The sequence below is a fragment of the Chloroflexia bacterium SDU3-3 genome (genome assembly GCA_009268125.1).
In the GTDB taxonomy this organism is placed as follows: domain Bacteria; phylum Chloroflexota; class Chloroflexia; order Chloroflexales; family Roseiflexaceae; genus SDU3-3.
This window is the reverse complement of the sequence record WBOU01000010.1, coordinates 1-25,112: the sequence shown is the minus strand read 5'-3', so window position 1 is coordinate 25,112 and position 25,112 is coordinate 1. Positions and strand designations below refer to the sequence as shown.

20 protein-coding genes are annotated in these 25,112 nt (G+C 66.7%); 7 read left to right on the top strand and 13 right to left on the bottom strand.

Annotated elements, in window-relative coordinates; genetic code table 11:
• Positions 1-7 precede the first annotated feature (7 nt).
• The 4 genes from F8S13_16805 to F8S13_16790 all read right to left on the bottom strand — a co-directional run bounded on the left by F8S13_16805 (position 8) and on the right by F8S13_16790 (position 5,116).
• Positions 8-1,825, bottom strand: a complete 1,818-nt coding sequence (locus F8S13_16805) for an ABC transporter ATP-binding protein (protein KAB8141963.1) — start codon at positions 1,823-1,825, stop codon at positions 8-10.
• 203 nt (positions 1,826-2,028) lie between these two features.
• On the bottom strand, positions 2,029-2,634 hold the full coding sequence (locus tag F8S13_16800) for a MarR family transcriptional regulator (GenBank protein ID KAB8141800.1): 606 nt from the start codon (positions 2,632-2,634) through the stop codon (positions 2,029-2,031).
• Positions 2,635-2,839: 205 nt separating this feature from the next.
• Entirely contained in the window at positions 2,840-4,318 is a 1,479-nt protein-coding gene (locus tag F8S13_16795) for a glycogen synthase (GenBank protein ID KAB8141799.1), read from the bottom strand.
• Positions 4,319-4,459: 141 nt separating this feature from the next.
• Positions 4,460-5,116 carry a nucleoside monophosphate kinase gene (locus F8S13_16790; GenBank protein ID KAB8141798.1) on the bottom strand — a complete coding sequence of 219 codons (657 nt, stop codon included), beginning with the start codon at positions 5,114-5,116 and terminating at the stop codon, positions 4,460-4,462.
• A gap of 618 nt (positions 5,117-5,734) precedes the next feature.
• Between F8S13_16790 and F8S13_16785 the strand changes: the two genes are divergently transcribed.
• On the top strand, positions 5,735-8,023 hold the full coding sequence (locus F8S13_16785; protein ID KAB8141797.1) for an AAA family ATPase: 2,289 nt from the start codon (positions 5,735-5,737) through the stop codon (positions 8,021-8,023).
• Here F8S13_16785 and F8S13_16780 read toward each other — a convergent pair.
• The 3 genes from F8S13_16780 to F8S13_16770 form a co-directional block, all read right to left on the bottom strand.
• Complete coding sequence (locus F8S13_16780) at positions 8,020-9,498, bottom strand: hypothetical protein (GenBank protein KAB8141796.1); 1,479 nt, start codon at positions 9,496-9,498, stop codon at positions 8,020-8,022. The two genes, F8S13_16785 and F8S13_16780, sit on opposite strands and share 4 nt — an antisense overlap.
• On the bottom strand, positions 9,495-9,734 hold the full coding sequence (locus F8S13_16775; GenBank protein ID KAB8141795.1) for a hypothetical protein: 240 nt from the start codon (positions 9,732-9,734) through the stop codon (positions 9,495-9,497). The genes F8S13_16780 and F8S13_16775 overlap by 4 nt, the downstream gene beginning before the upstream one ends.
• 350 nt (positions 9,735-10,084) lie before the next feature.
• Positions 10,085-11,740, bottom strand: a complete 1,656-nt coding sequence (locus F8S13_16770; protein KAB8141794.1) for a DUF11 domain-containing protein — start codon at positions 11,738-11,740, stop codon at positions 10,085-10,087.
• 133 nt (positions 11,741-11,873) lie between these two features.
• On the opposite strand from F8S13_16770, the gene F8S13_16765 reads away from it, so the two are divergent.
• Positions 11,874-12,086 carry a hypothetical protein gene (locus tag F8S13_16765; GenBank protein KAB8141793.1) on the top strand — a complete coding sequence of 71 codons (213 nt, stop codon included), beginning with the start codon at positions 11,874-11,876 and terminating at the stop codon, positions 12,084-12,086.
• A 71-nt stretch (positions 12,087-12,157) separates the two neighbouring features.
• Here F8S13_16765 and F8S13_16760 read toward each other — a convergent pair whose 3' ends face one another.
• The 5 genes from F8S13_16760 to F8S13_16740 form a co-directional block, all read right to left on the bottom strand.
• On the bottom strand, positions 12,158-12,610 hold the full coding sequence (locus F8S13_16760; protein ID KAB8141792.1) for an auracyanin: 453 nt from the start codon (positions 12,608-12,610) through the stop codon (positions 12,158-12,160).
• Positions 12,611-12,766: 156 nt separating this feature from the next.
• Complete coding sequence (gene ftcD / locus F8S13_16755; protein ID KAB8141791.1) at positions 12,767-14,206, bottom strand: glutamate formimidoyltransferase; 1,440 nt, start codon at positions 14,204-14,206, stop codon at positions 12,767-12,769.
• A 42-nt stretch (positions 14,207-14,248) separates the two neighbouring features.
• Entirely contained in the window at positions 14,249-14,818 is a 570-nt protein-coding gene (locus F8S13_16750) for a hypothetical protein (protein ID KAB8141790.1), read from the bottom strand.
• Positions 14,819-14,874: 56 nt separating this feature from the next.
• Positions 14,875-15,423: a hypothetical protein gene (locus F8S13_16745; GenBank protein ID KAB8141789.1), complete on the bottom strand. Its 549-nt coding sequence runs from the start codon at positions 15,421-15,423 to the stop codon at positions 14,875-14,877.
• A gap of 102 nt (positions 15,424-15,525) precedes the next feature.
• Entirely contained in the window at positions 15,526-16,014 is a 489-nt protein-coding gene (locus F8S13_16740) for a hypothetical protein (protein KAB8141788.1), read from the bottom strand.
• A gap of 380 nt (positions 16,015-16,394) precedes the next feature.
• Between F8S13_16740 and F8S13_16735 the strand changes: the two genes are divergently transcribed.
• The 4 genes from F8S13_16735 to F8S13_16720 all read left to right on the top strand — a co-directional run bounded on the left by F8S13_16735 (position 16,395) and on the right by F8S13_16720 (position 21,552).
• Positions 16,395-18,395, top strand: a complete 2,001-nt coding sequence (locus F8S13_16735; protein ID KAB8141787.1) for an alpha/beta hydrolase — start codon at positions 16,395-16,397, stop codon at positions 18,393-18,395.
• 118 nt (positions 18,396-18,513) lie between these two features.
• A complete protein-coding gene (locus F8S13_16730; protein ID KAB8141786.1) occupies positions 18,514-19,890 on the top strand; it encodes an alpha/beta fold hydrolase in 1,377 nt (458 codons plus the stop codon).
• Between the two features lie 180 nt (positions 19,891-20,070).
• Positions 20,071-20,676 carry a hypothetical protein gene (locus tag F8S13_16725; protein ID KAB8141785.1) on the top strand — a complete coding sequence of 202 codons (606 nt, stop codon included), beginning with the start codon at positions 20,071-20,073 and terminating at the stop codon, positions 20,674-20,676.
• Between the two features lie 120 nt (positions 20,677-20,796).
• On the top strand, positions 20,797-21,552 hold the full coding sequence (locus F8S13_16720; GenBank protein KAB8141784.1) for an HAD family phosphatase: 756 nt from the start codon (positions 20,797-20,799) through the stop codon (positions 21,550-21,552).
• Between the two features lie 3 nt (positions 21,553-21,555).
• Here the strand turns inward: F8S13_16720 and F8S13_16715 are convergent, their stop codons facing one another.
• Positions 21,556-22,380 carry a DUF1624 domain-containing protein gene (locus F8S13_16715; GenBank protein KAB8141783.1) on the bottom strand — a complete coding sequence of 275 codons (825 nt, stop codon included), beginning with the start codon at positions 22,378-22,380 and terminating at the stop codon, positions 21,556-21,558.
• A 223-nt stretch (positions 22,381-22,603) separates the two neighbouring features.
• Between F8S13_16715 and ettA the strand changes: the two genes are divergently transcribed.
• On the top strand, positions 22,604-24,283 hold the full coding sequence (ettA, locus tag F8S13_16710; GenBank protein ID KAB8141782.1) for an energy-dependent translational throttle protein EttA: 1,680 nt from the start codon (positions 22,604-22,606) through the stop codon (positions 24,281-24,283).
• Positions 24,284-25,112 lie beyond the last annotated feature (829 nt).

Below are 25,112 nucleotides of genomic sequence, written 5' to 3'. Positions count from 1 at the left end.
CTCCTTGCTATGCGGCCTGGCCGCTCTCCACCGCCTCGGCGTCACCCACCAGCTGCGATGTGTAGATCTCGGCGTAGATCGGGCTGCTCTCCATCAGATCCTCGTGCTGGCCGCTGGCCACGATCTCGCCCTTCTCAAGCACCAGGATCACGTCGGCGTTCAGCACGGTGCTGATGCGCTGGGCGATCACGAAGCTGGTGCGCCCGTGCATCAGGTTGTCCAGCGCGTGCTGGATGTGGGCCTCGGTGGCCAGGTCGACGCTGGATGTCGAGTCGTCGAGGATGAGCAGGCGCGGGTTGAGCAGCAGGGCGCGGGCGATAGCGATGCGCTGCTTCTGCCCGCCCGAGAGCGTGGTACCGCGCTCGCCCACCGGCGTGTCGTAGCCCTGCGGGAACGACATAATGAAGTCGTGGGCCGAGGCCGCGCGGGCCGCCGCCTCCACATCCTGCTGGCTGGCCTCGGGCCGCCCGAAGGCGATGTTGTCGCGGATGCTGCCCGAGAACAGGTTGGTCTCCTGCAGCACGATGCCGATCTGGCTGCGCAGGCTGTCGATGGTCACGTCGCGCACGTCGTGGCCGTCGATCAGCACCGCGCCCTCGGCCACATCGTAGAAGCGCGGGATGAGGTTGATGATCGAGGTCTTGCCGCTGCCGGTCGCGCCCAGCAGCGCGATGGTCTGCCCTGGCCGGGCCGTGAAGCTCACGTTTTTCAGCACCGGCTGCTGGTTGCCCAGGTAGCGGAAGGTCACATCGCGAAATTCCACGGTGCCGCTGATCGCGGGCAGCTCGGCGGCGTCGGGCTTGTTGGCGATCTCGCTCTTGGCATCCAGGATCTCGAAGATGCGGGCCGCCGAGGCGCTGGCCTGCGACATCAGCGAGATGATCATGCCCAGCTGGCCCAGCGGGAAGAAGATGTAGATCAGGTAGAGGCTGAACTTCTGGTACTCGCCCAGCTGCAGCGTGCCGCCCAGGATCTGGCTGCCGCCGAAGTAGAGGATGAGCGCCTGGCCCAGCTGCGAGATCAGGAAGATCAACGGGAAGAGTGTGGCGAAGGTGCGCCCGACCTTCAGCTGCTGCTCCATCACGCTCAGCGCGGCGGCGTTGAAGCGCGTGGTCTCGTGCGGCTCGCGGGTGAAGGCCTTGACCACCTTGATGCCCGCCAGATTCTCCTGGAGGATGGTGTTGAGCTTGGAGAGCCTGCGCTGGATCTCGCCGAACAGCGGCCTGGTGAGGATGCCGAAGCCCATGAACAGGCCGATGGCCAGCGGCAGCAGCGGCAGCACCCACAGCGCCAGCTGCCAGTTGGTGGCGAACAGGATGACCAGCGTGCCGACCAGCAGCAGCAGCGACTGGATGCTGAGCAGCAGGCCCTGCGACATAAACTGGCGCACCTTCTCGACGTCGTCGGTGGCGCGGATCATCAGCTGGCCGGTCTGGTTCTGGTCGTAGTAGCTGAACGAGAGCCGCTGGATCTTGGCGAAGATGGCGTTGCGCAGGTCGAAGGCGATGCCCTGCGAGGTCTTCTCGGTCATATACGCCTGCAGGAAGGAGAAGATGCCGCGCATCACCGCGAAGGCCAGGATGATCAGCGCGGCGGATGTGAGCGCCTGCTCGGCGGTGGCGGAGGCGTGCTGCACGGCCTCCAGCGTGGTGCCCGCGCGCTGGGCCGCTGCGGCCTGCTGCTCGGGCGGCACGGTGGTGAGGATCTCGTGCGCGGTGGCGCTGGTCGTCACCGCGTTGATCATGTTCTGCACCAGCTGGGGCACGGCCATCTGGGCCACGGTGGCGATCAGCAGGGCCACCAGGGCGGTAGCGGCGCTGCCCATCTGTAGGCGCAGGTAGGCTAGGGCGCGGGTGAGCGCGCCGCGCGTGGCCGGGTCGGGGGCGGGCCTGCCGGGGCCGCGCGCCGGGCCGGGCTGGGTTCGGGTCTGTGCGTGCAAGGTTTGCTCCTTTTTCGACACAAGGGGAACTGGCACCGCGTGCGGCTCCGCGCGGGCGCTCGGCTGGTAACGTTGGTTCTGCTGCCGCGCTAGCTGCTGCGGCGCGCTGGGCAGTGCTCGCTAGCGCTGTCGCTGGCGTCGGTCAGCGCGGCTGCGGCCCGCTCTAGTAGGCGCAGCACCTGGGCCTGCTCGTCGTCGCTGAGCGTGCTGAGCAGCGCATCCATATGCGACACCTGCTGCTCGTAGAAGGCGCGCAGCAGCGCCTGGCCCTCGTCGGTGAGCGTGATCAGGGCCACGCGGCTGTCGCTGGTGTCGGCGCTGCGGCTGATCAGGCCCGCCTCGTCCAGCCGCCGGATGAGCGACGTGACCGAGGGCGGCGTGAGGTCGAGCGCGCTGGCCAGCTCTTTCATGGGGATGGCTCTGTCGGTATGGGCCAGCGTGTAGAGCACGCGGATGTGCGATGCGGAAAGCCCGAGTTCGCTCATGGCGCGGCTGGCTTTGCCCGTTTTCAGGTGGCGGATCTGGAACAGCACGCGTACGAGGCGCTGGGCGTTGGTTGGCTGTGTCATGGGCACTATCATTTCACACAAATTAGTTAGATGAACTAACTGAACGGTATGATACGCCGCCCGCCACGGCTTGTCAAGATCGTCTTTTGCCTGAGTGTAGAAGTTACCGATATATCGACAACGCATAGTATATCGATATATCGGTAATTGTCAAGCCTTCAATTTGATCAGGGTCTAGGCGTCATGTCGGCCGTCCCTTTGCGCTTTCACGGCACTTGTTCCCATTCGTTCCCTTGGTGCCTTGGTGTCTTGGTGGTAGAAAACTGGCCCCGGCCCTACGGCACAGCAAAGGGCCGACGGGTGCGCCCCGCCGGCCCTTGGTGCTGCCCGCCTAGCCCTGCGATTGCGCCTCCAGCGCCCTGCGGTACAGCTCGACATAGCGTCGCGCGCTGGCCGACCACGAGTGGTCGGACGCCATGGCCCGTGTCACCAGCTGCTGCCAGCGATCGCGATCGCCGTAGCTGGCCACCGCGCGCGCGATCGCATCGTAGAGCGCGGCGGGGTCGTAGCTGGCGAAGGTGAAGCCATTGCCATCGCCGCTGCTGGCGTCGTAGTCGCGCACGGTGTCGGCCAGGCCGCCGGTGCTGCGCACGATCGGGATGGCCCCGTAGCGCAGCGCGATCATCTGGCCCAGGCCGCATGGCTCGAACCGCGAGGGCATGAGGAACATGTCCGACCCGGCGTAGATCTTCTGCGTCAGCGTGGCGTTGAAGGTGAGGAAGGCCTTGACCTGCTGCGGGAAGCGGCCCTGGAACTCGGTCAGGCGATCGTGGTAGCGCTGGTCGCCGGTGCCTAGCACCACCACCTGGATGTCGTGGTTGCGCAGCAGCGGCTCTAGGATGCTGTCGATCAGGTCGAAGCCCTTCTGGTTCGACAGCCGCGAGATCACGCCCACCAGCGGGGTGTGCGGGTTCTCGGGCAGGCGGGCCTCGCGCTGGATGTCGGCCTTGCACAGCCGCTTGCCGGCCTGGTCGGCCAGGCTGAAGTTGGCGGCCAGGTGGGTATCGGTCTGCGGGTCGTTCACGTCGGTGTCGATCCCGTTCAGCACGCCGAACAGGTGGTCGCTGCGCTCGCGCAGCACGGGGTCAAGCCCCTCGCCGTACTCCGGCTCCAGGATCTCGCGGGCGTAGGTCTCGCTCACGGTGTTGATGATGTCGGCGTAGTAGATGCCGCGCCCCATAAAGTCCACCGCGTCGCCCAGGTGCGGCAGGGCGGGCTGGGCGATGTAGCCGTACTCATCCACCCCGGCGATCTCCAGCACGCGGTTGCCGAACACGCCCTGGTAGGCCAGGTTGTGGATGGTGTAGACGCTGGCGGTGCTGGCGAAGAACGGATCATCCTTGTACACCGTCTTCAGCCAGTTGGGGATGATCGCGGTCTGCCAGTCGTGGCAGTGGATGATGTCGGGCTGCCAGCCGATCTGGCGGGTGGCCTCGATCGCGGCGCGGCAGAACAGGATGAAGCGGTCGGCATCATCCTCGTACATGTAGATGCCCTCGCGGTCGAAGTAGCGGGCGTTCTCCACCATGTACACCGGCACATCGCCGCCGTGCGAGGCGATGCTGGTCTGCAGGATGCTCACATCCACCATGCGGTCATCCAGCGGCACGCTGAAGCTGGGGATGAACTCGGCCAGGCCGAAGCGGTCGCGCCGCACGCGCCCGTAGCGCGGCATGGCCACGCGCACATCGTGCCCCTGCTCCTTCAGGGCCTTGGGCAGCGCGCCGACCACATCGGCCAGCCCGCCGGTCTTGGCGAACGGCACCATCTCGGCGGAAACCATCAATATCTTTAGCGGGTGATCTGCCATACGACGCCTCGTTTCATCGTGTGTCGGCTTGTTTGTTGGCTTGAGTGTGGACCATGGGCTATGCGTGAGGCGCTGCGATGTAGGTGTGGGGGGACGCTGCCAGGCTCGGGGGCAGCGCCGCCACACTGCGGCGCTTGCGGGCTATCGGACCAATGGCGCAAGGGCGGCGGTAGCGCGCTCGATCACCGTGTCGGGCGGGGCGCTGGCATCGATCACCAGCAGCCTGCCGCGCTCGCGGTAGAAGCTGATCAGCGGCTGGGTGCGCTCGTGGTAGACCGCCAGGCGCTGGCGCACCAGCTCGGGCGAGTCGTCGTCGCGCTGGGTGAGCGTGCCGCCCCGCGCCTGGCACTGGGCCACGGCGGCCTCGTCCTCGATATGGATGGGCCAGGGTGCCTCGCCGGGGATGATGCATGTTCTGCGCCCGCTCATACGGCGGATGACCTCGGCGTCGGGAACCTCTAGGTTGATCACGGCGGTGAGGCTGCGGCCCAGGCCAGCAAGCAGCTGCTCAAGCGTGACGGCCTGGAACTGGGTGCGCGGGTAGCCATCCATCAGAAAGCCTTGGTCGGGGGCCAGCTTGCCGAGCACATCGCGGATGAGCCGTGCCATCAGCTCGTCGGGCGCAAACTCGCCGCGCTCTAGCAGCGGCTCGACCTCTAGCCCGATCGGGGTGCGGGCGGCCATTTCATCACGGAGCCGCTGCCCCGTGGCGATGAGCGTCAGACCGTGCCGCTCGACCAGCGGCTTGGCGACTGTGCTCTTCCCTGAGCCGGGCGGGCCAAGGAGCACAAGGTTCATGGTTCTCTCCCACTGTGCCAAAATACTTCCCCCCATTATAGCGCACCGTATGCCACGGGCTGTTGTGGCCTGTGGGCCTGCTGTGAAGGTTCGTCTATTGAATAAGTCGGGTGCGCCGCTGGTGGGGGCTGGGCGGGGTGAAAAAGGGAGCGCCGCTGCGAAAACGGCTTGCGCCGGAGTGAAAATTGCTTGCGCCGCTGGTAAAGGCGGGCGGGTGAATCAGCAGGTTTGATCATTGGCGGCTTCGATCATGTTGGCGGTTCCTCGTGGTTGGTGGGTGTGTGCCCTGCGAACCCCTAATTTTGAGCGTTCCTATGCTGCTCGCTGGCGGCTGGTGTTCGTGCATATGGCCAGTTTGCACGAGCGGCACCTTCGCCGCATGGGCCTGGTGGGTGGGGTTTGCCTTGGTCGAGCGTTCACTTGGTTCGCTGGTACATGGTTCTTGTTACCCTTGGAGCCTTGGAGTCTTGGTGGTATATGGTTCTTGTTGCTCTTGGAGTCTTGGTGGTGAAAATTCTCGTGCCTTCGGGTCTTCGTGGTAAACAGATTGCCCGCTTGCAGAGAATGCTATAATCCTAGCAGCCGCGCAGGTGTAACGCATTCGTATGCCGTGGAGCGATGTTCGAGGAGGCCACCGTGAGCGAACCGCCGACCTACGATCCCATGCTGCCCGATGATGCGCTTGGCGATTTTCGCCCCGCGCTGCCCAGCGAGATCGCGCTGCTGCCGCTGGCCGGCCTGCTGGCCTACCCCACCATGGTCACGCCGCTGGCGGTAAGCCACCCCTCATCGGTGCAGCTGGTCGACGAGGCGCTGGCGGCGGGCGAGCTGGTGGCCTGCTCGACGCTGCGCACGCCCAGCCGCCCGCAGCAGATCCAGGCCGCCGCGCTCTTCCCCATGGGCACGCTGGCGGTGGTGCATCGGCTGCTGCGCCTGCCAGATGGCACGCTGCGCGTGGCGATCGAGGGCATCGACCGCATCCAGATCGAGGAGATCACGCAGCACACGCCCTACCTGCGGGCGCGCTTCCAGATCGTGCCCGAGCAGCTGGGCGACGCCCAGGCCAGCGCGGCGCTGGTGGCCGAGGTGCGCATGCTGGCCCAGCGTATGCTGGCCCAGCTGGCCGCGCCCAGCGACGATCTGCCCGCCCAGCTGGCGTCCGAGCACGACGCGCTGCGGCTAGCCTACCTGGTGGCCAGCCACATGCTGTTCCGCAGCCCCACCGACGAGCGCGAGTCGATCCTCTCGGCCCCTACGGCCCAGGCCAAGCTGCAGCTGCTGCGCGACATCCTCTCGCGCGAGGTGGGGCGGTTCGCGCAGCGCGCCCACGCCCTGTCGGCCCAGCCTGCCGAGCCGCCGCTCGCCGATGGCGAGCAGCTGCTGGCGCGGGTGCGGGCCTCGGCGATGAGCGCCGAGGCCAAGGCTGCGGCCAGCCGCGCGCTGGGCCAGATCCGCCAGGGCGCTGCCGACCCGCGCGCGGCGGCGGCGTATGTGGAGGGGCTGCTGGCGCTGCCGTGGGGCCAGCGGGCCGGGCCGCCCGCCGACCTGGGGCAGCTGCGGCAGGCGCTGGATGCGGCGGCCTACGGGCTGGATGAGGCCAAGGCCCTGCTGGTAGACCACCTGGCGCTGCGGCGGGGCGAGTCCCTGCCCGAGACGGTGCCCTGCCTGGTGGGGCCGCCTGGCGTGGGGCGCTCGCACCTGGCGCGGGCCTTGGCCGCCGCGCTGGGCCGCCCGCTGGCCCGCGTGTCGCTGGCCGCCGCGCGCAGCCCCGCTGATCTGCTGGGCGGCCCGGCTGGCCCTGGCCTGATCATGGCGGCGCTGGCGCGGGCCGGGGCCAGCGATGCGGTGCTGCTGCTGGAAGATGTGGATGCGCTGGCACCAGCGGCGCGCGCCGAGGCAGCACAGGCGCTGCTGGCCGCGCTGGATGCGCCGCGCAGCCTGCGCGACGGCTACTATGGGGTGGCCTGGGATCTCGCGCCCGCGCTGGTGGTGGCCAGCGCGCAGGTGTGGGAGCACGTGCCGCCCGCCGTGGCGGCGCGGCTGGAGCCGGTGGCGCTGGCGGGCTACGCGCTGGGCGAGAAGCTGGCTATCGCGCGCCGCCACCTGCTGCCCGCGCAGCTGCAGGCCCATGGCCTGCACCCCGACCAGCTGCGCGTGACCGATGGGGCGCTGCGGGTGGCGGTGGCCGAGTACACCCGCGAGCCGGGGCTGCGCGGCCTCGACCGCGCGCTGGGCACGATCTGCCGCAAGCTGGCGGCGGAGGTGGCCGAGGGCCGCGCCCTGGCCATGCGGCTGGTGGATGAGGATGCGGCCCGGGCCTACCTGGGCCGCCAGCGCCACGCCCCCGACGAGCTGGCGGCCCCGCCGCGCCCCGGCACCGTGCCCGCGCTGCTGCTCACGCCCGAGGGCGGCGACATGCTGCTGGTGGAGGCCACGGCCATGCCGGGCGGGCTGGGCTTCATGCTCACTGGCCACGCGGGCGATGCGGTGTACGAGGTGGCGCAGGCCGCGCTCTCGTGGGTGCGGGCCGAGGCCGCCGCGCTGGGGCTGGATGCGGGCTTCTTCGCCGCGCACGACATCCACATCCACATCCCCAGCGGCGCGCTGGCCTCGGACACGCCCGCGCTGGGGCTGGCGGTGGCGGCGGCGCTGGCCTCGCTGGCCAGAGGCAGGCCGCCGCAGGCGCGGCTGGCGCTGGCCGGGGCGCTCACCGTGGGCGGGCGGCTGCTGCCCGCGCCGGGGCTGCGCGAGCGGCTGCTGGCGGCCCAGCGGGCCGGGGCCGCCAGCGTGGTGCTGCCCGCCGCCACCGCCGCCGAGCTGGCGGCGCTGCCCGCCGAGCTGCGCGGCAGCATCCGGCTGGTGGCCGCGCAGCGCGCCGATGTGGCGCTGGCGGCGGCGCTGGCCTAGTCGGGCGACCAGGTGTAGCCGCTGCCCATGGTGGCATCAATCGACCGGATCGTCGAGCCATTTTGGTCGAGGATGGTGAACACCGCTACGTGTGGCCCCTTTGACATCCCATCGTATGTGATCACATATGCCCCATCGGGGGACCACTCGGGCCAGTTTCCGGCGGCGCTGCCGCTTTTGGTGCCGTCGGTATGGACGATCTGGGTTTGCTCTATGCTTGGCGGTAGCCCGCTGTTCGTCGAGATTGCCAGCGCATTGCTGTCAGGCGACCAGGCTATTTGTGAAAACCCCGCATCAATGAATTTGGGCTGCGAGCCATCCGCCGCTGCGATGTAGATTCCTTGTGCGCTGCTGCTGGCACCGGCCACTGCGGGTACGCCGTAAAACGCCAGCTGTGCACCATCGGGCGACCAAGACCACGTCGAATTCCACCTGTAGACTTTGGTAGCCACATCTACCGCGCTGCTGCCATCGCCGCTGCTTACCTTCAGCGTGCCCTGCTCCGTCTCGCTGTTTACATTAGTCACATAGCCCAGCCTGCCCGTGGCCGACCACGAGAAGCTGCTGGCGTTTGCGGCGATCTCCTTGGTGCTCTTGTCGGCCAGGGTGTAGACCGAGAGCTTCTGGCCGTGCAGGAAGGCGAAATGCGCCCCATCGGGCGACCACTCGCCCGCGTAGCTATCGGCGCTGCCCACATCGGCGCTGATGCTGGCGAGGCTGCGGTCGGCGGTGGTGAAGAGCGCCACCTGGCTGGCGGTGGCGAAGGCGACCACGCCGCCCTTGGGCGACCAGCGCGCCGTATTCGAGAGCGCGGCCTCGGCTATGCTGGCGCTGCCGCCTCCGGCCACATCCGCAAATACCAGATCTTCGGTGTCTGTCACCGTGGCGCTTGCCGAGGCCACCACCAGGCCCCGCGCATCGGGCGACCACAGCAGGCGCTGGCCGGTGGTGTCGAGCAGTTTGGTGGGCGTGCCTCCGTGGCTGTCGCTCACATAGGTGCCGTCTGCTGCGGTGTAGGCCAGCTTGGTGCCCACTGGTGCCCACTCGTAGGTGCTGGCGGTGGGCAGGTCGGTGGTGATCGTGATCATGCTGGTGATGCCGCTGTCGATAGTGTGCAGCGAGATGGTGTCGCTGATGGTGGAGTAGTAGGCGATCTGATCGCCCTCGGGCGCCCAGCTGCCGCCGTAGGTGCCGTGCATAATGGGTGCTTCGACCTCGATCGGCAGGGGCAGCGATTGTGTCTTGCTACCATCGAGGCTGCTCACGCCGAGGCTGTTGCAGCACTGGCTCGTATAGGTCTTGGCCAATGAGCTGAGGAGCCGGTGGTTGTTGGGGCTGCGCACATAGGGGAAGTAGACGCTGTAGATTTGGCCCTCGGCGGGCTGGGTTGAGGCATTGGCCGCCAGCGGGGCAGCCCCGGCCAGGAGCGCGGTGCAGGCCAGGAGCGCTAGCGCTTGGGTGTTTCGTTTGATCATTGGACTTGGACCGCTTTCATTTCAGGAAAAAGAGTGACAAGTTCATGTTGATCTAGCATAGCCGAATGAGATGGCGAAAAGAAACGCATAGACTGACAGCTTTCTGCTTTTTTTGTCAGGAACGCGCTAGCGGCAATGTATGTGCCCTCGAACAGGCCTTGTAGCTGGCGGCGGGCCATTGATGCGATGGCGATAGCGGCTATGGCGGTCTTCCAGCGAGCGATGGAGGAAAACATAGACACATCCTTTGTAGTAAAGCACTTCTTATATGAGAATAGTGTAGTGTTTTACTAGGTGTGCTTCCACTATTTTATGTGATTTTATCCGGATGAATGCAAAAGGTATGGTTAGATAATGTAAATAGAGAGAAGGTATTCTGGAAATTGGATGATATTATTAATATTGCGTACAAAATAGCGTATAGTTGTGAATAATATGCGTAGAAATAGCATGGTGTTTATTATTTTGGATATGTCTATGCTATATGTGCTTGTGTGCTAAAATAAAATAAAAAGAGCCACCCAATATTGAGTGGCTCTTTTTCGACCTTCCAGAAATGGTTGGCCCGATGGATTTGTGGCAGGCGCTACGGTGCGCCCACCAGCTCGGTGCCGCTCCAGACGCCGTGGGCGACCAGCGAGGCGAAGCTGCCAGGGGCCAGGGTTGCCGGGGCCAGCGTGGCGTCGAGCGCGCCCTCATCGTCGGCGGCGGTGCGGGGCAGCTCGGCGACCGCGCCACCCGTGGTGTTGGCCCACAGCGCCACCGGCTCGCCCGGGATGAAGCCCTGGGCGCGGATGCGCAGGCCGCCGTCCGCCGTGGCGATGGCCAGGGTGGCGGCGGGGGCGCTGGCGGCCTGCTCGGCCACCGTCACCTGGGCCAGGTTGCTCTGGCCCGCGCCGCCGTCCGCCGCATCATCCCACGATGTGGTCAGCCGCCCGCCGATGGTGGCGCCCACGGGCGCGGTGGGCAGCACCTGCAGCACCACGGTGGCGGTCAGGGTGTCGCCGGGGCGCATGGGGCCGAAGCTAAGCGTGACCTGGCTGGCCGAGGCCTCGCGCACCCACGAGTCGCCCCGGCTGAAGCTGGCGCTGAGCAGCTGCACCAGCGCGGGGTCCAGCCCCAGCGTGGCGCGGGTGGTCTGGCTGCTGCCCTGCCCGTGGTTGCGCACCACGATCGTGTAGGTCAGCTGCTCGCCCGTCCGAACCGCGCCGCTGGGCTGGGCGCGCTGCACCACGCCCATGGTGGCGCGGTGGTGGTGGCGGCTCTTGCCGTGCCCCGCGAAGACCAGATCGGTCGTCAGATCTTTCTTCAGGAAGCTGCCCGATGGCTTGCCATCCGGCCACGAGAAGCGCTTGATGTCGTGCTGGTCGCAGACATACAGCGTATCTTTGGGGCCGTAGGTGATGCAGTTTGCCAGCTCGATGTCGGTCTCAACCGCCCTCAGCAGCGCGCCGCTGGTGGAGAAATGAAAGATCTTCCCCTTGTAGGGGCCAGATGTGCCGGTGCGATTGACCGGATCTTCGATGGTGATGAAGCTGCCATCAGGGGCAAAGGCCATTTCCCAGCCGAGCGCCTGGCCTGCCGCATCCAGCCGAACCGGGCTGAGAAATGCCTTGGCGCGCGGGTCGAAGCGCACGATTACCTTGTTGAGATTATCAAGCAGATAGATATAGCCATGTGGCCCGATCTTCACATCGCTCGCCGTAAACGAAGGCGTGGAAGGATCGGGGTAGGCGCTGGAAAGATCAAACAGCGTGCCGATCACATCGCCGGTCTTGGGGTCGATCTGGTAGAGCTTCAGCTTGGTGCTGAGCGCGTAGAGCGTGCGGCCCTCGCCAGCTAGCAGCTTGGGGCAGCCCAGCTCGGCGTCAGGGGACAGGGTGGTGATATAGCGGCCTGTCGATGCGTTGAAACGGAAGATCTGAGCGCGGCTGCCGCTGTAGGCCTTGGCGATCGACACCACATTGTCATCACCGGCGGCGATCGAGCATGTTGGGCGCAGATCATCGCCCGGCATCAGGTTGCGCACCAGCTTGCCGGTGGCCACACGGTACATGCCTGCGCCATCCTCGTGGTCGATGGTGAAGGCATACTCGCTGCCCTGTGCCGCCGCACCCTGGGCGGCCAGTGTCTCCGCTGCGCTGCTGGGGGGGGTGGCCTGGGCCGCCTGCATGCCCATCATGGCTGCGCAGGCGATCGTGCTGCCAAGAATGGTGAGCTTCCAGTGCCAAGACGCCTTCATAGTCGCATACCTTTCCAATAAAAGAAAAGATCGGCGTTATACTACTATCGGGCAGGGTTCCTGTGAAGTATTGCTTTCTTCGCTTTTCCTGACGATTTGCTCAGGGCGAGATTCGGCTGTAAGAGGGGATAGAATGAACTGCTGGCATTGCGAGCGCCCGGCGCATGGGGCGTGTGTGTTCTGCGGTCGGGCGGTGTGCAAGGATCACGCCCGCGAGCTACCGCATATTGTGGCGCTCTATGCCGATGTGAAGGGCAAGCAGAAGGCGGTGGTGACGGCGCGGGCGCTGTTCTGCGGGGTGTGCGAGCCGCGCGAGGATCCGGTGGAGATGCCGGAGCTGACATAAGAAAAGGCAGATGGCGGCGGCCTTGGCGGCCGAGCCTTCTGCCTTGGGTGTGCCTGTGGCGTTGGGCGCGCTTACTTGACGGTGAGCGTGCCCTTCATGCCGGCGTCGTAGTGCGCGGGGAAGGTGCAGATGTAGGTGTAGGTGCCCGCCGGAAGCGCCGGGATGTTGATCGTCTCGCTCTTGCCGCTGTCGAGCACGGTGCCTGCGGCAAGCACGTTCTCGTTGCCCTTCGGCACGTAGTCGGCCTCGCCCTGGCCCGCCGTGTTGACCTCGGCAGCCACATCGTCGCCGCCCTTGACCAGCACAAAGTTGTGCTGCAGGCCAGCCGACTTGTTGTTGTATGTCAGGGTGACGGGGGTGTTTGCAGCAGCGCTCAGGCTGGTCTCCTTGAAGGAGATCGCGTCGCCGGTGTCGAGGGTCAGGCCGCCGCCGCCACCGCCGCCGCCACCGCCGCCGCATGCCGAAAGGGCGAATGCGCCAACAACCGCGACGCCCGCCATCAGGGTACGAACCTTCGAGAACATTTTCTGTCCTTTCTTCACTTTGTGCCTTCGTAGGCACCTGTGTATCTTATCACAATCAAAGGCGAGCGTCAAAACAGTGCGCTAGAATGCGCTCTTGGATCGTGATAGGTGGTGTTATGGTGCCGCTTTGGCTTCTGCACATGGTATGCCACCGTACTAGGCCAGGGGGTCGATCCGCGCGAGCAAATCGCGGGCGCGCTGGGTGTAGATAGCAAACTCTTGGTCGAGCAGCTGGCGCTGCTGCTCTTCAAGCTGGGGCAGGATGTCCAGCGCGCGCAGGCGGGCGGTGGTGGCCACCGAGTGGGCCAGATGCACTACGATGATCGATCGCGAGGTCTCGTCGCTGGCGGCCAGCGAGGCCAGCGACTCGGTGGCCTTGACCGCGCGGCGGGCGATCAGCAGCAGGGCCTGGGCGCGCACCGTGACGTTGGGCGAGCGCTCCTCCTCGGTCAGCTCGATCAGCTCGCGCCCGAGCACCCGCAGCATGGCGCGCACCCGCTCTTGGATGCCAGCCGATGTCAGCTCCTGCACGGCGGCGGCCAGGGCCTGCACCGAGTGCGACCAGAGCGTGTCCATCTGCGATTCGAGCGGGAAGGGCGGACTGCCAGTGCCGTTGCTGGCGGCCCCGTTGTGGTTCGACCGCTGCTCGGCCCGCCGCGCCGCCAGCCGGGCGCGCAGGGTCTTGGCGTTCTTGCGCTCGTTGTCGATCTCGATCGCCTGGGCCAGCCTGCGCTCAAGGATCTGGGCGTCGGCCAGGTGCGGCAGGCGCAGCACCACCTTGCCCGCCTCGATCAGCGCGTCCTCGGGGATGAGCCCCACCAGCTCGCCCGCCGTCACCTGCGCGCCGTAGGCCGCCGCCTCGCGGGCCACCATGTCCACCGCGCGGTGGATGGGCGTGTGGCGGTAGTCCACTAGGTTCATGGAGACCTGGGCGCGCCCGCCCACCAGCATGCCTAGGGCGCGCACGCCGCGCAGCCCGCCCGAGGAGCCGCGCACCGCGCGCGCCACATGCTTGGCGATCGACACGTCGCTGGTATTGAGGAAGAGGTTGTAGGCGATCAGCGGCTCGCGCGCGCCGATCACGGTGGCGCCGGCGGTGCCCATGCGGGCCGGGCCGTAGTCGGGGGCGCGGGCGGGGTCGTGCTGGATGCTGTCGCGCAGGCCCTCGTACTCGCCTTTTCTCAGGTTGGGCAGCTCGCGGCGCTCGGGCGTGGTGGCGGCGGCGCTGTAGAGATACACCGGGATGTCGAGCATGGCCCCGATGCGCTTGCCGACCAGGCGGGCCAGCTCGATGCACTGGTTCATGGTCGCGCCGCGCAGAGGCACGAAGGGCATCACATCGGTCGCGCCGATGCGGGGGTGCTGGCCCTTGTGCTGGTTCATGTCGATCAGCAGTGTGGCGGCCTCGGCGGCGCGGAAGGCGGCCTCGGCCAGCGCGTCGAACTCGCCTGCGAAGGTGATGACGCTGCGGTTGTGGTCGGGGTCGATGTGGATGTCGAGGACATATGCGCCCGAGACGGCGCGCACGGCGTCGGCGATGGCGTGGATGATCTCGGGGCGGCGGCCCTCGCTGAAGTTAGGGATGCATTCGATCATGGTTTTGTGATGCAGACTAAGATGGCTGAACCAGCTAGTTCCCTAGGGTGATGTGGCGCTTGCGCCCTGCTGGCCCCCCGCGCTGGGCAGGAATGCCAGAATATCGATCCGCGAGCGCCCGACATCGATCCAGTCGCCAGCCGCAAGCTGCGGCTGGCCCAGCGCCTCATCGAGCCGCTGGGCCGTCATATGGGTGCGCACCCCGATCACCCCCAGGCCCACATCGAGCAGCAGCTCGGTGTACATCATCTCGTAAGGCAGGTGCTCTTTCTCGGTCTCCCACGATGGCACGGCCAGCACGCGCCCGCTGGCGGTGGGCTGGGTGCTGGGCCTGCCGCCCAGATCTGGCTCGGCCTGCAGGCCTGCGTGGCGCTCGCCCTGCTGCATGCGGATGGTGCTGAGCAGGAATACCAGCTGGGCGCTGCCCTCGCGGCCCGCCTGGGTCAGATCGACGCGGTGGTGGCGGTCGACCACGCCCAGCTGCAGGCCGCCGGGCAGGCTGAAGATCAGCAGCGGCAGGTAGCGCCGCCCGTCGGCGTGGAGCGCGCCGGGCACCACCTGTGCGAATCGGCAGGGCAGGCTTAGCTGGCTGGCTTGTGGGAACTGCGGCATAGCTTTGTCCGGTCTGCGGGCTGCTGGCCACCGCCCCGCGTGGCCGCCGCCGCGCGCTATGGGTCGGCCCGCTGCAGCGCCTCGCGCAGCGCCGCCACGAAGTCGCGCGGCTTGGCCGGGCTGATCAGCAGCGGCATGTGGTCGATCCGCGCCAGCGCTACCAGCCGCTCGCGGTTGGTGGCCGAGAGCGCGATCTTGCCGTAGGGCTGCAGCTGGAATGGCCCCTCGTAGCCGAACACCCCGGCGTTGAAGGCCGAGCGCAGCCCAACGCGCGGCACCTCGGCCATGGCCGCCGCCTCGGAGACCCCCAGCAGCTGCTTGTAGGGCAGCCGCACCCGCCGCCATAGCCGCCGCCGGATGATCAGCTCGGTCGCGCCGATCTCGTAGCGGGTGGGCTGGATGGCGTAGTTGAGCAGCAGGAAGATCGCCAGGGCCGCCGCGATGCCGACCGCCACCACCGCCGCCGGGATCGGGATGCGGCTGAGGTAGGAGAAGAGCGCGGGCAGCATCAGGATGCCGCCGAGCATGGCGACCCCGGTGGTGATCCGCTCGGCGTAGCTGTCGAGCGGTGCCGCTTCAAATGTCGGTACGGATCTGGGTGTCATATGGTACAGCTGCAAACGATGCTCTATCATACCATGGTTATGCGTAGCGCGGGGATGTTTTGCGTGCGGGTTAGGATGGCTGCGCTGTCACATGGTTTACCATCAAGCTGCCAATCCACCAAGGGAGCAAAAGAATACGAATACCATGAAGGCGCGAGCATACGCAGGGAAGAAAACGGGAGCGCATACCGCCAAGCCATCAATCTGCCAGTGGGACAAGCAGATGTTCCTGTGCTCTGCTGGCGCTATGCCGCCGGAAGGCGCGCACCAGGGGCCAGCGGTTTTGTGTGGCGGGCCGGTGAACTGGCTATGGGCATTTGGATGCGGCGCAAGCATCATGTCGAGCCGTGCAAGCATCATGTCGAGCCGTGCAAGCATCATGTCGAGCCGTGCAAGCATCATGTCGAGCTGTGCAAGCGTCATGTTGAGTCGTGCAAGCATCATGTCGAGCTGTGCAAGCATCATGTTGAGCCGTGCAAGCGTCATGTTGAGCCGTGCAAGCATCATGTTGAGCTGTGCAAGCATCATGTTGAGCCGTGCAAGCATCATGTCGAGCTGTGCAAGCGTCATGTCGAGCTGTGCAAGCATCATGTCGGCCTCGCCCATCCGGCGAAGGCGTACCGAGATGCCAACTGGCCATAATCCTCACCGTAGCAAGAACGCCGCCTTTAGCGCAGGCTGGCTGCTTTTTCCTAGCGGAACCTCGGCAGCCTGTATATCGCGTCGATAATGGTTTTTGCAACCCGCATGGTCGCCTGGCGCGATCGCAACATCTTGCCGCGCCTAGACGTGAGATGCTTGCACTTCCCTGATTCTGCCATGTTTTTTTACCCACCCCCGAACGAGAATGCTTTGGCGCTGCTGGTGCGCGCGCCATGGCCGACGTCGGGCGGCTGAAAATGGTATGATGTGCCTGTCAGATTGTACGCGGTGGGGTGCTACCCATCGCCAGGAAGGAGCCTCTGATCACTATGCGTTCTCGCTTTTTCGGCGCGCTGCTTATCGGCACGCTGCTCTCTGCATGCTCGCTCGGCCCCTCGGCTGGGCAGGCCACCCCGCAGCCCCAGGCCACGGTGGCGGCTGGCCAGACCGCCGCGCCAGCCGCCTCGCCCGAGGCCACCGCAGGCGGCGAGCCAAGCGCCACCGCCGCAGCCCAGGGCAATGGCAACTACGCCAGTGCCAAGTGCATGTTCGAGGTTCCCAGCGGCCTGGATGTCGAGTGCGGCTTCCTGACCGTGCCCGAGAACCGCACCAAGGATAACGGGCGCACGGTGAAGATCGCCGTCGGCATCTTCAAGACCGCCAGCAAGAACCCCAAGCCCGACCCGATCGTGTACCTGGAGGGCGGCCCCGGCGGCAACGCGCTCTCGGGCTGGTCGAAGAACTTCGAGCGGATCTTCGCGCCGATCGCGGGCGACCGCGACTTTATCATCTTCGATCAGCGCGGTACCGGCTACTCGGAGCCAAGCCTGGCCTGCCAGGAGTATACCGACGAGGCCTACTACCAGCTGGATAAGCACTACACGCTGGAGGAGTCGACCAAGCGGATCAACGATGCGCTGTTCAAGTGCCACGACCGGCTGGCCAAAGAGGGGGTGGACTTCACCGCCTACAACAGCGTGGAGAGCGCCGCCGACCTGGACGACCTGCGCCAGGCGCTGGGCTACAAGGAGTGGAACGTCTACGGCATCTCGTATGGCACGCGCCTCGCGCTCACGGCCATGCGCGAGCACCCCGATGGCATCCGCAGCGTGATCCTCGACTCTGTCGTGCCGCTGCAGTCGAGCGAGGCCGAGACCCCGGTGGATGCCAATCGCTCGTTTACCACCTTCTTCGAGGGCTGCGCCAAGGACGAGGCCTGCAACACGGCCTACCCCAACCTGAAGGACACCTTCTACAAGCTGGTCGACCAGCTGAACGCCAACCCGGTGACCGAGGAGGCCACCGACCCGGATGACGGCAAGACCTACAAGGTGCTGCTGAGCGGCGATAGCGTGATCGGCACGCTGTTCTTCGCGCTCTACCAGACCAGCGCCATCCCGCTGATGCCGCGCGCGATCGCCGATGCGGCGGCGGGCAAGGACTACTCGCTGCTGGTGCGGCTGGCCTACCTGAGCACCATGCAGAACAAAGACATCAGTGTGGGCATGCTCTACACCGTGCGCTGCAACGAGGAGATCCCCTTCGACACCTCCGAGCAGCTGGCCGCCGCCGACGATGCCTACCCCGAGCAGCGCGGCCTGTTCGATGCGGGCAACTACACCCCGATCTGTAACGCCTGGGATGCGGGCAAGGCCCCGGCCGACGAGAACCAGGCCGTGAGTAGCGACCTGCCCACCCTGGTGCTCTCGGGCGAGTACGACCCCGCCACGCCGCCCGCCGACGCCGAGGAGGCCGCCAAGACGCTCACGAAGAGCTTCTACTTCAACTTCCCCGGCTATGGCCACGGCCAGAGTGTGGATGGCGGCTGCGCCACCGACATCACCACCGCCTTTCTGGATGACCCGACCAAGCAGCCTGACTCGGCCTGCATCGCCGACCTGAAAGGCCCCGAGTTCGCCGTGCCCGAGGGGCCGATCACGCTGAAGAGCGTGGAGATCACCGACGGCCACGTGAAGAGCGTGGTGCCCGAGGGCTGGGAGCAGGTGAGCGACGTGGCCTACGCCAACAAGACCGGCGACCTGGCCATCCTGCAGTTCCGCGCCGCCCAGAGCGCCGAACAGACGCTCGACCTGCTCAAGCAGCAGTTCAGCATCACCGATGACGTGGCCTCCTCGGGCGACCACACCAGCGCGAAGCTCACCTGGAAGCTCTACACGCTGAACATCCAGGGTGAGATCGGCGACCTGGCCCTGGCCGAGGATGGCGGCGAGACCTACGTGGTGCTGGTGGTCAGCCCCAAGGCCTCGCACGACGAGATCTACAGCAGCCTGTTCATCCCTGCGCTGGATGCGCTTGAGCCGCTGAAGTAGCGCACCCTGTCGCGCGCCTGGGCCACCCTGCCCTGGCGCGCGGGCCTGCCTGTTGCTACGGCGGCTGCCTGCCTCGGTGGCCGCATATGCCCCCCGACGCCGCACCAGGAGCAAAACGATGCCGATGTACTCCTTCAACGGCCAGCGCGTGCATATCGAGGAAGATGGCCCGATCAATGCGCCGCGCGCCCTGCTCATCCACGGCTGGTCAAGCTCGTCGTTCACGTGGGCACCTATCCTGCCCTCGCTGCGCAAGCGCTACCGCTGCTACGCGATCGACCTGCCGGGCTTCGGCAAGTCGCCCGCGCCCGCCACGCCGCCCACCATCGATGGCTACGCCGATCTGGCCGGGCAGATCATCGAGCAGCTGAGCGACCGACCCATCCTGGTGCTGGGGCACTCGATGGGCGGGCAGATCGCCGCCACCCTGGCGCTGCGCAACCCGATGGTGATCGAGCGCATGGTGCTGCTCAACCCCGCGCTCAGCGGCAGGCTCTCCAAGCGCGTGAACATGCTGATCGCGCCGCACGTGCTGGTCGAGCGCTTCCCCTTTCTCGAATGGCTGATCTACATTCTGGCCCAGACCCCGCTGGACTACACCGACTATCTGCTCAAGCCATCCAACTTCGCCGAGCGCGCCCAGCTGAACGCCGACGACTACCAGCGCATCCGCGCCGACGCCCGCAGGCGCGGCCAGGGCAAGATCCGCGCGATCTGCTTTCGCGCGATGAAGCACGGCGACCTGCGTGGCAAGCTGGGCCGGATCGAGCCGCCCGCGCTGGTGATCTGGGGTGCAGAGGATGATATCGTGCCGCTGCGCGACGCTGGCGCGGTGGCCGACGAGTGGCCGCGCGCCGACCTGCGCCTGGTGCCAAATGCGGGCCACTGGCCGCAGTTCGAGCAGACGGTGCCGACCCTGCGCCACATCGCCCAGTTCCTGGGCCTGCCGCCCGAGACCGATGGCCCCGCGCCCGAGCACCAGGATGTGGCCGATATCCAGGCCACCGCGCAGTTCCTGCGCAGCTGCGAGCTGGGCGGCATGCTGGGCGACGCCCAGCGGCTGCGGCTGGCCTCGCTGGTGCAGACCCACAGCTACGGCGCTGGCGAGATGGTGGCGCGGGCCGACACGATCGGCGACGAGATGTACATCGTGCAGGATGGCACGCTGGAGGTGTGGCTGCGCCCCGACGCCGAGCTAGGCCGCCACGGCAGCCCCACCAAGCTGGCGGTGGCCCACAGCGGCGACGTAGTGGGCGAGCTGGCCCTGCTCGACCGCGCGCCGCGCAGCGCCGATCTGCTGGCTGGCCCCGATGGCGCGGTGGTGCTCACGCTCTCGCAGCAGACGCTGGACACCCTGGCCGAGGACGACCCGCGCATGGGCATGCATATGATGCAGAATCTGGCCGTCTCGCTGGGGCGGCGGCTGCGCACCCAGAACTGGCGTGCCGCCAGCGCCGCCCAGCCCGCCCCCGACGCGCTGGCCGATTCGCCCTAGCCACATGCGCAGATCAGGCCCCCGCACCCTGGGCACCGCCAGCTGGCGGTGCCTTTGCTGTGCGGCGCTGGCACATGGCTTGCTTCTATTGGCCGTATGGTGGAAGGTGTGGCTGCCTGGCCCGCTTCCCACCGCCCTGGATGGATTGTCAGGCTCATTCGATGAAGAAGGAGAGATACAATGACAGGAACCCAGCGAGCCGCCCACGAGAAGGGCAGCAAGGCAAACGACGCGCTGACCCGCTATGTGGGCGACACGATTGCGCTGACCAAACATATCCACGAGGCTGTCGAGCGCCAGCTGCACGACGATCGCGCCAAGGCCGATACGGCGGCCTACCCGATCATCACGCGGCTGGATGCCGTGCTCGAAAGCCAGATCAGCTCGTATGAGGCGCACCTGAAGCACCTGGGCGAGAGCGCCACATCGCCAGTGAAAGAGGTGGTGAGCGCGGTGGCCGGCGTGTTTGCGGGCCTGACCGATAAGGTGCGCGGCGACCCCGTCTCGAAGATGCTGCGCGACGACTACACCGCCCTCTCGCTGCTGGCCATGGCCCACACCATGCTGCACACCACCGGCCTGGCGCTAAAGCACCCCTCCACCGCCGAGCTGGCCCAGCGCACGCTGAAGGAGATCACGCCCATCCTGATCGATATCAGCGAGCACATCCCGCTTTCGGTGGTGCGCGAGCTTATCGATGAGGGCGAGCAGGTCGACACCGGCGTGGGCGAGCAGGCCGTGAAGAACACCCAGCAGGCCTGGGAGCGCGATGTGACGGGGAAGTAGCCCGCCCCACAGGTGTGTGATCAAAAGCGACGCCGCGCCACCCCGGCCACTGGCCGCGCAGGTGGTGCGGCGTCGCCCATGGTGCCGCGCAGCGGCGGCGCGAAGAAAAGGAGCAACCCCATGCGCTACCAGGCAGTGATCCTCGATATCGATGGCGTGCTGGCCGCGCTGCCCCACGAGCAGGCCTGGCGCGAGGCGCTGGCCCGCCTGATGATGGGCGAGTGGCTGCCCATCCAGCCCGAGATCCACTACAACCCGCAGGCCTTCACCCGCGAGCGCTACCTGGCGCTGGTCGACGGCCAGTCGCCCGAGCGCGTCGCCCAGGCGCTGCTGGATGTCTTTCACATCCCCGACCCGGACGGCAGCCGCGCCACCCTCTACCGCGTGCAGAAAGATGCCATGCTGGAGGAGCTGGTCCAGCGCGGCGAGTTCACAGTCTACCCCGACACGCTGCGCTTCCTGCTGCGCATGAAAGACCAGGGCCTGAAGCTGGCGGCGGCCTCGTCCTTGCCCCACGCGGGGGCGGTGCTGGGCGGGGTGGATGTGAGCGCCTTTGTGGAGGGCGGCGGCCTGATGGGCGAGGCGCTGGGCATCGCGCTGCCCGCAGGCGTGTCGCTGCTCGACATGCTCGACGCCGACGTGGGCGGCTCCCCGGCCAGCGCGGGCGCTGCCGACATGGCCGCGGCTGCGGCGCGGCTGCTGGGCATCCCGCCCGAGCGCTGCCTGGTGCTGGCCAGCCCGGCGGGCGCGGCGGCGGCGCGGGCGGCGGGCATGGGCGCGGTGGCGCTCGATCGCGGCGGCGGCTCGCCCCAGGCGCTGGCCAGCCTGGATGATCTGCCTATCGACACCCTGCTAGGCGATGCGCGCACGGCCTAGCCGCTAGAGCGACCCCAGGCCCAGCAGGGCCAGCGCCGCGAAGATCAGCGGCTGGTGCAGCAGGTAGATGATCAGCGAGTGCCTGCCGAGGAAGCGCAGCCAGCGCAGCGGGGCGGCCCCGCCCAGCTCGGGCAGGGCGAAGCTGCGCTGGCCGCCGGGGTAGAAGAGCTTGCCCGCTGCCACGCCGAACAGCGCCGGGGCCAGCCACGGGAACAGCGGGTAGTAGTCGGCCATGGCGCGGTCGTACTGCTGCACGCCGAAGGGGATGAGCCACGGGTCGGGGCTGAACACATTGGCCACCGCCGCGCCGATGGCCACCGCCACCACGCCCGCCAGCACGTTGGCCCAGGCGGGCAGCCGCGCGCTGGCGTAGGCGATCAGCAGCGCCACACCCTGCAGGTGCAGGATGCCGAAGACGATGTACTCCTGCGGCATGGCCACAAATGTCACCGCTGTGACCAGCAGCCCGCAGCCGAAGATCTGCGCCGCCCGCCGCAGGTAGGGCACCAGCTCGCCCGTCACCTTCTCGCGCCGGATGGCCAGCGACAGCCCCAGCAGCAGCATAAATGCCGAGCCGATGCCGCGCGCAAAGCCCTGCCAGCCCGCGATGAACACATTCACCTGCGACACGCCGAAGTAGTACAGGTTCCACATCAGGTGGAAGTAGACCATGAGGATGACGGCTAGCCCGCGGGCCGCGTCGATCTCCCAGTAGCGCGAGGCGGCGCGCTGGGGTGGCTTGGGTAGCATAGTGCCGAGCTTCATAGTGTTGGTGGCTGCCTTTTTTGCTGTGGGATGGCGGGGGGCGATTGCTGTATCGCGCAGCATGATGCTGCGCGTCTTTGTGCCTTTGTGGTAAAGGTGTTCTTGTTGCTCCTTGGAGCCTTGGAGTCTTGGTGGCAAAAGAATCTGCGTTCTGCCTGCGAACACCTAGACCATGCCTGGCGGGGCGGGGCGCGCTAGCGCGGCGGATTCTTGTGCTACACTGTGTAGCCCGAGCGCCGCTATTATCGGCGAGCGCCTGTATTCATGCAAGCAAGAGAGGTTCTGAGTGACGGATACGCAGAAGGTCATCTACTCTATGATCGGGGTGAGCAAGGTGGTGCCGCCCAACAAAGAGGTGATCAAGGACATCTCGCTCTCCTACTTCTACGGCGCGAAGATCGGCGTGATCGGCCTGAACGGCGCGGGTAAATCCACCCTGCTGCGGATCATGGCCGGGGTCGATCAGTCCTACAACGGCCAGATCACCATCTCGCCCGGCTACACCATCGGCTACCTTGAGCAGGAGCCGCAGCTGGATGATACCCTGACCGTGCGGCAGGTGGTCGAGCAGGCCGTGCAGCCGATCGTCGATCTGCTGCGCAAGTTTGACGAGATCAACGAGAGGTTCGCCGAGCCAGATGTCGATATGGACGCGCTGCTGGCCGAGCAGGCCGAGGTGCAGGACAAGCTGGACGCCACCAACGCCTGGGATCTGGACAGCCGCCTTGAGCTGGCCATGGACGCGCTGCGCTGCCCGCCCGCCGACACCTCGGTGGCGGTGCTCTCCGGCGGCGAGCGGCGGCGCGTGGCGCTCACCAAGCTGCTGCTGCAGGAGCCGGACATCCTGCTGCTGGACGAGCCGACCAACCACCTCGATGCCGACTCGGTGGCCTGGCTGGAGCGCCACCTGCAAGACTACAAGGGCACCGTCATCACCGTCACCCACGACCGCGCCTTCCTCAACAACATCGCGGGCTGGATCTTGGAGCTAGACCGCGGGCGCGGCATCCCCTGGCGCGGCAACTACTCATCCTGGCTGGGCCAGAAGCAGGAGCAGCTGGCCAAGCAGGAGAAGGACGAGTCTCAGCGCCAGAAGACGCTCAAGCGCGAGCTTGAGTGGGTGGGCATGAGCCCCAAGGCCCGCACCACCAAGAACAAGGCCCGCATCACCGCCTACGAGTCGCTGCTGAACCAGAGCGCCGAGAAGGGCGAGCGCGAGCTTGAGATCTTCATCCCGCCGGGGCCGCGCCTGGGCAATGTGGTGGTGCAGGCCAAAGGCGTGGCCAAGGGCTACGGCGATAGGCTGCTCTACGAGAACCTGAACTTCGAGCTGCCCGCTGGCGGGATCGTGGGCATCGTGGGGCCGAACGGCGCTGGTAAGACCACGCTGTTCCGCATGATCACCGGGCAGGAGACCCCCGACTCCGGCGAGCTGGCGGTCGGCTCGACGGTGCAGCTGGGCTATGTGGACCAGAGCCGTGCCACGCTCAACCCCGACAACACCGTGTGGGAGGAGATCAGCGAGGGCGCGGAGATCATCCAGCTGGGCAGCCGCCAGGTGAACTCGCGGGCCTATGTGGCGCGCTTCAACTTCGCCGGGTCGGATCAGCAGAAGAAGGTCGGCGCGCTCTCCGGCGGCGAGCGCAACCGCGTGCACCTGGCCAAGGTGCTGAAGAGCGGCGCGAACGTGCTGCTGCTCGACGAGCCGACCAACGACCTGGATGTGCACACCCTGCGCGCGCTGGAGGAGGGCCTGCAGAACTTCGGCGGCTGCGCCGTGATCATCTCCCACGACCGCTGGTTCCTCGACCGCGTGGCCACGCACATCCTGGCCTTCGAGGGCGAGAGCCAGGTGGTGTGGTACCCCGGCAACTACTCCGACTACGCCGAGGACCGCCGCAAGCGCCTGGGCAAGGCCGCCGACACCCCGCACCGCATCGTGTACCGCAAGCTCACCCGCGACTAGCTCGCACGCTCCCCCCGCCGCCCCGCATGGGCGGCGGGTTTTTTTTGCCACGAAGACAAAAGAACGGTTTTACCACCAAGACGCCAAGGCACCAAGGGCAAGAAATGATAGTGGAATAGGGCGAGAAGCCAACCCTCCCCACCCGGCCCATGCGGCGAAGGTGCCGCTCGTGCGAACTGGCCACATGCACGAACACCAGCCGCCTGTTTTCAGCATAGGAACGCCCGAAATTGGGGGTTCCAAGGGGGCAACGCCCTCCCATGGTGTCACTTTGTTCGGGCATCGGGATGCGGTACACGGGGCGATCTGATGTGCCGGGCGTGCGCGCGATGCCATCATCGCCGTAGGGGCGGACCTGGTGTCCGCCCACGCCGCATGTCATTGTCGTCATCGAACACACCTTCGATGTGAGCGATGCGGTTGGCGTGGAGCGCATCGGAACTCGCCGTAAGCATCGGATCGGGCCTCGATGCCTGCGGTGCATGGCGATGGGGCGGACACCAGATCCGCCCCTACACCCGGTGTAGAGCATTGCGGTCATCGCCCCCGACACGATGACCGCAATGTGTGATTATCGTCGCTGCCTGCCCACCCGGCCCATGCGGCGAAGGTGCCGCTCGTGCGAACTGGCCATATGCACGAACACCAGCCACCTGTTTTCAGCATAGGAACGCCCGAAATTGGGGGTTCCAAGGGGGCAACGCCCCTCACATGGTGTCACTTTCTTAGCCAGGGCGTCAGGATGCGGCAAGACCCGCAATCATGCGTGCCAGACTATGCACACCACCAGTTGCGCTCCCAGCAAGCAATCCGCCTCAACCCATGATCG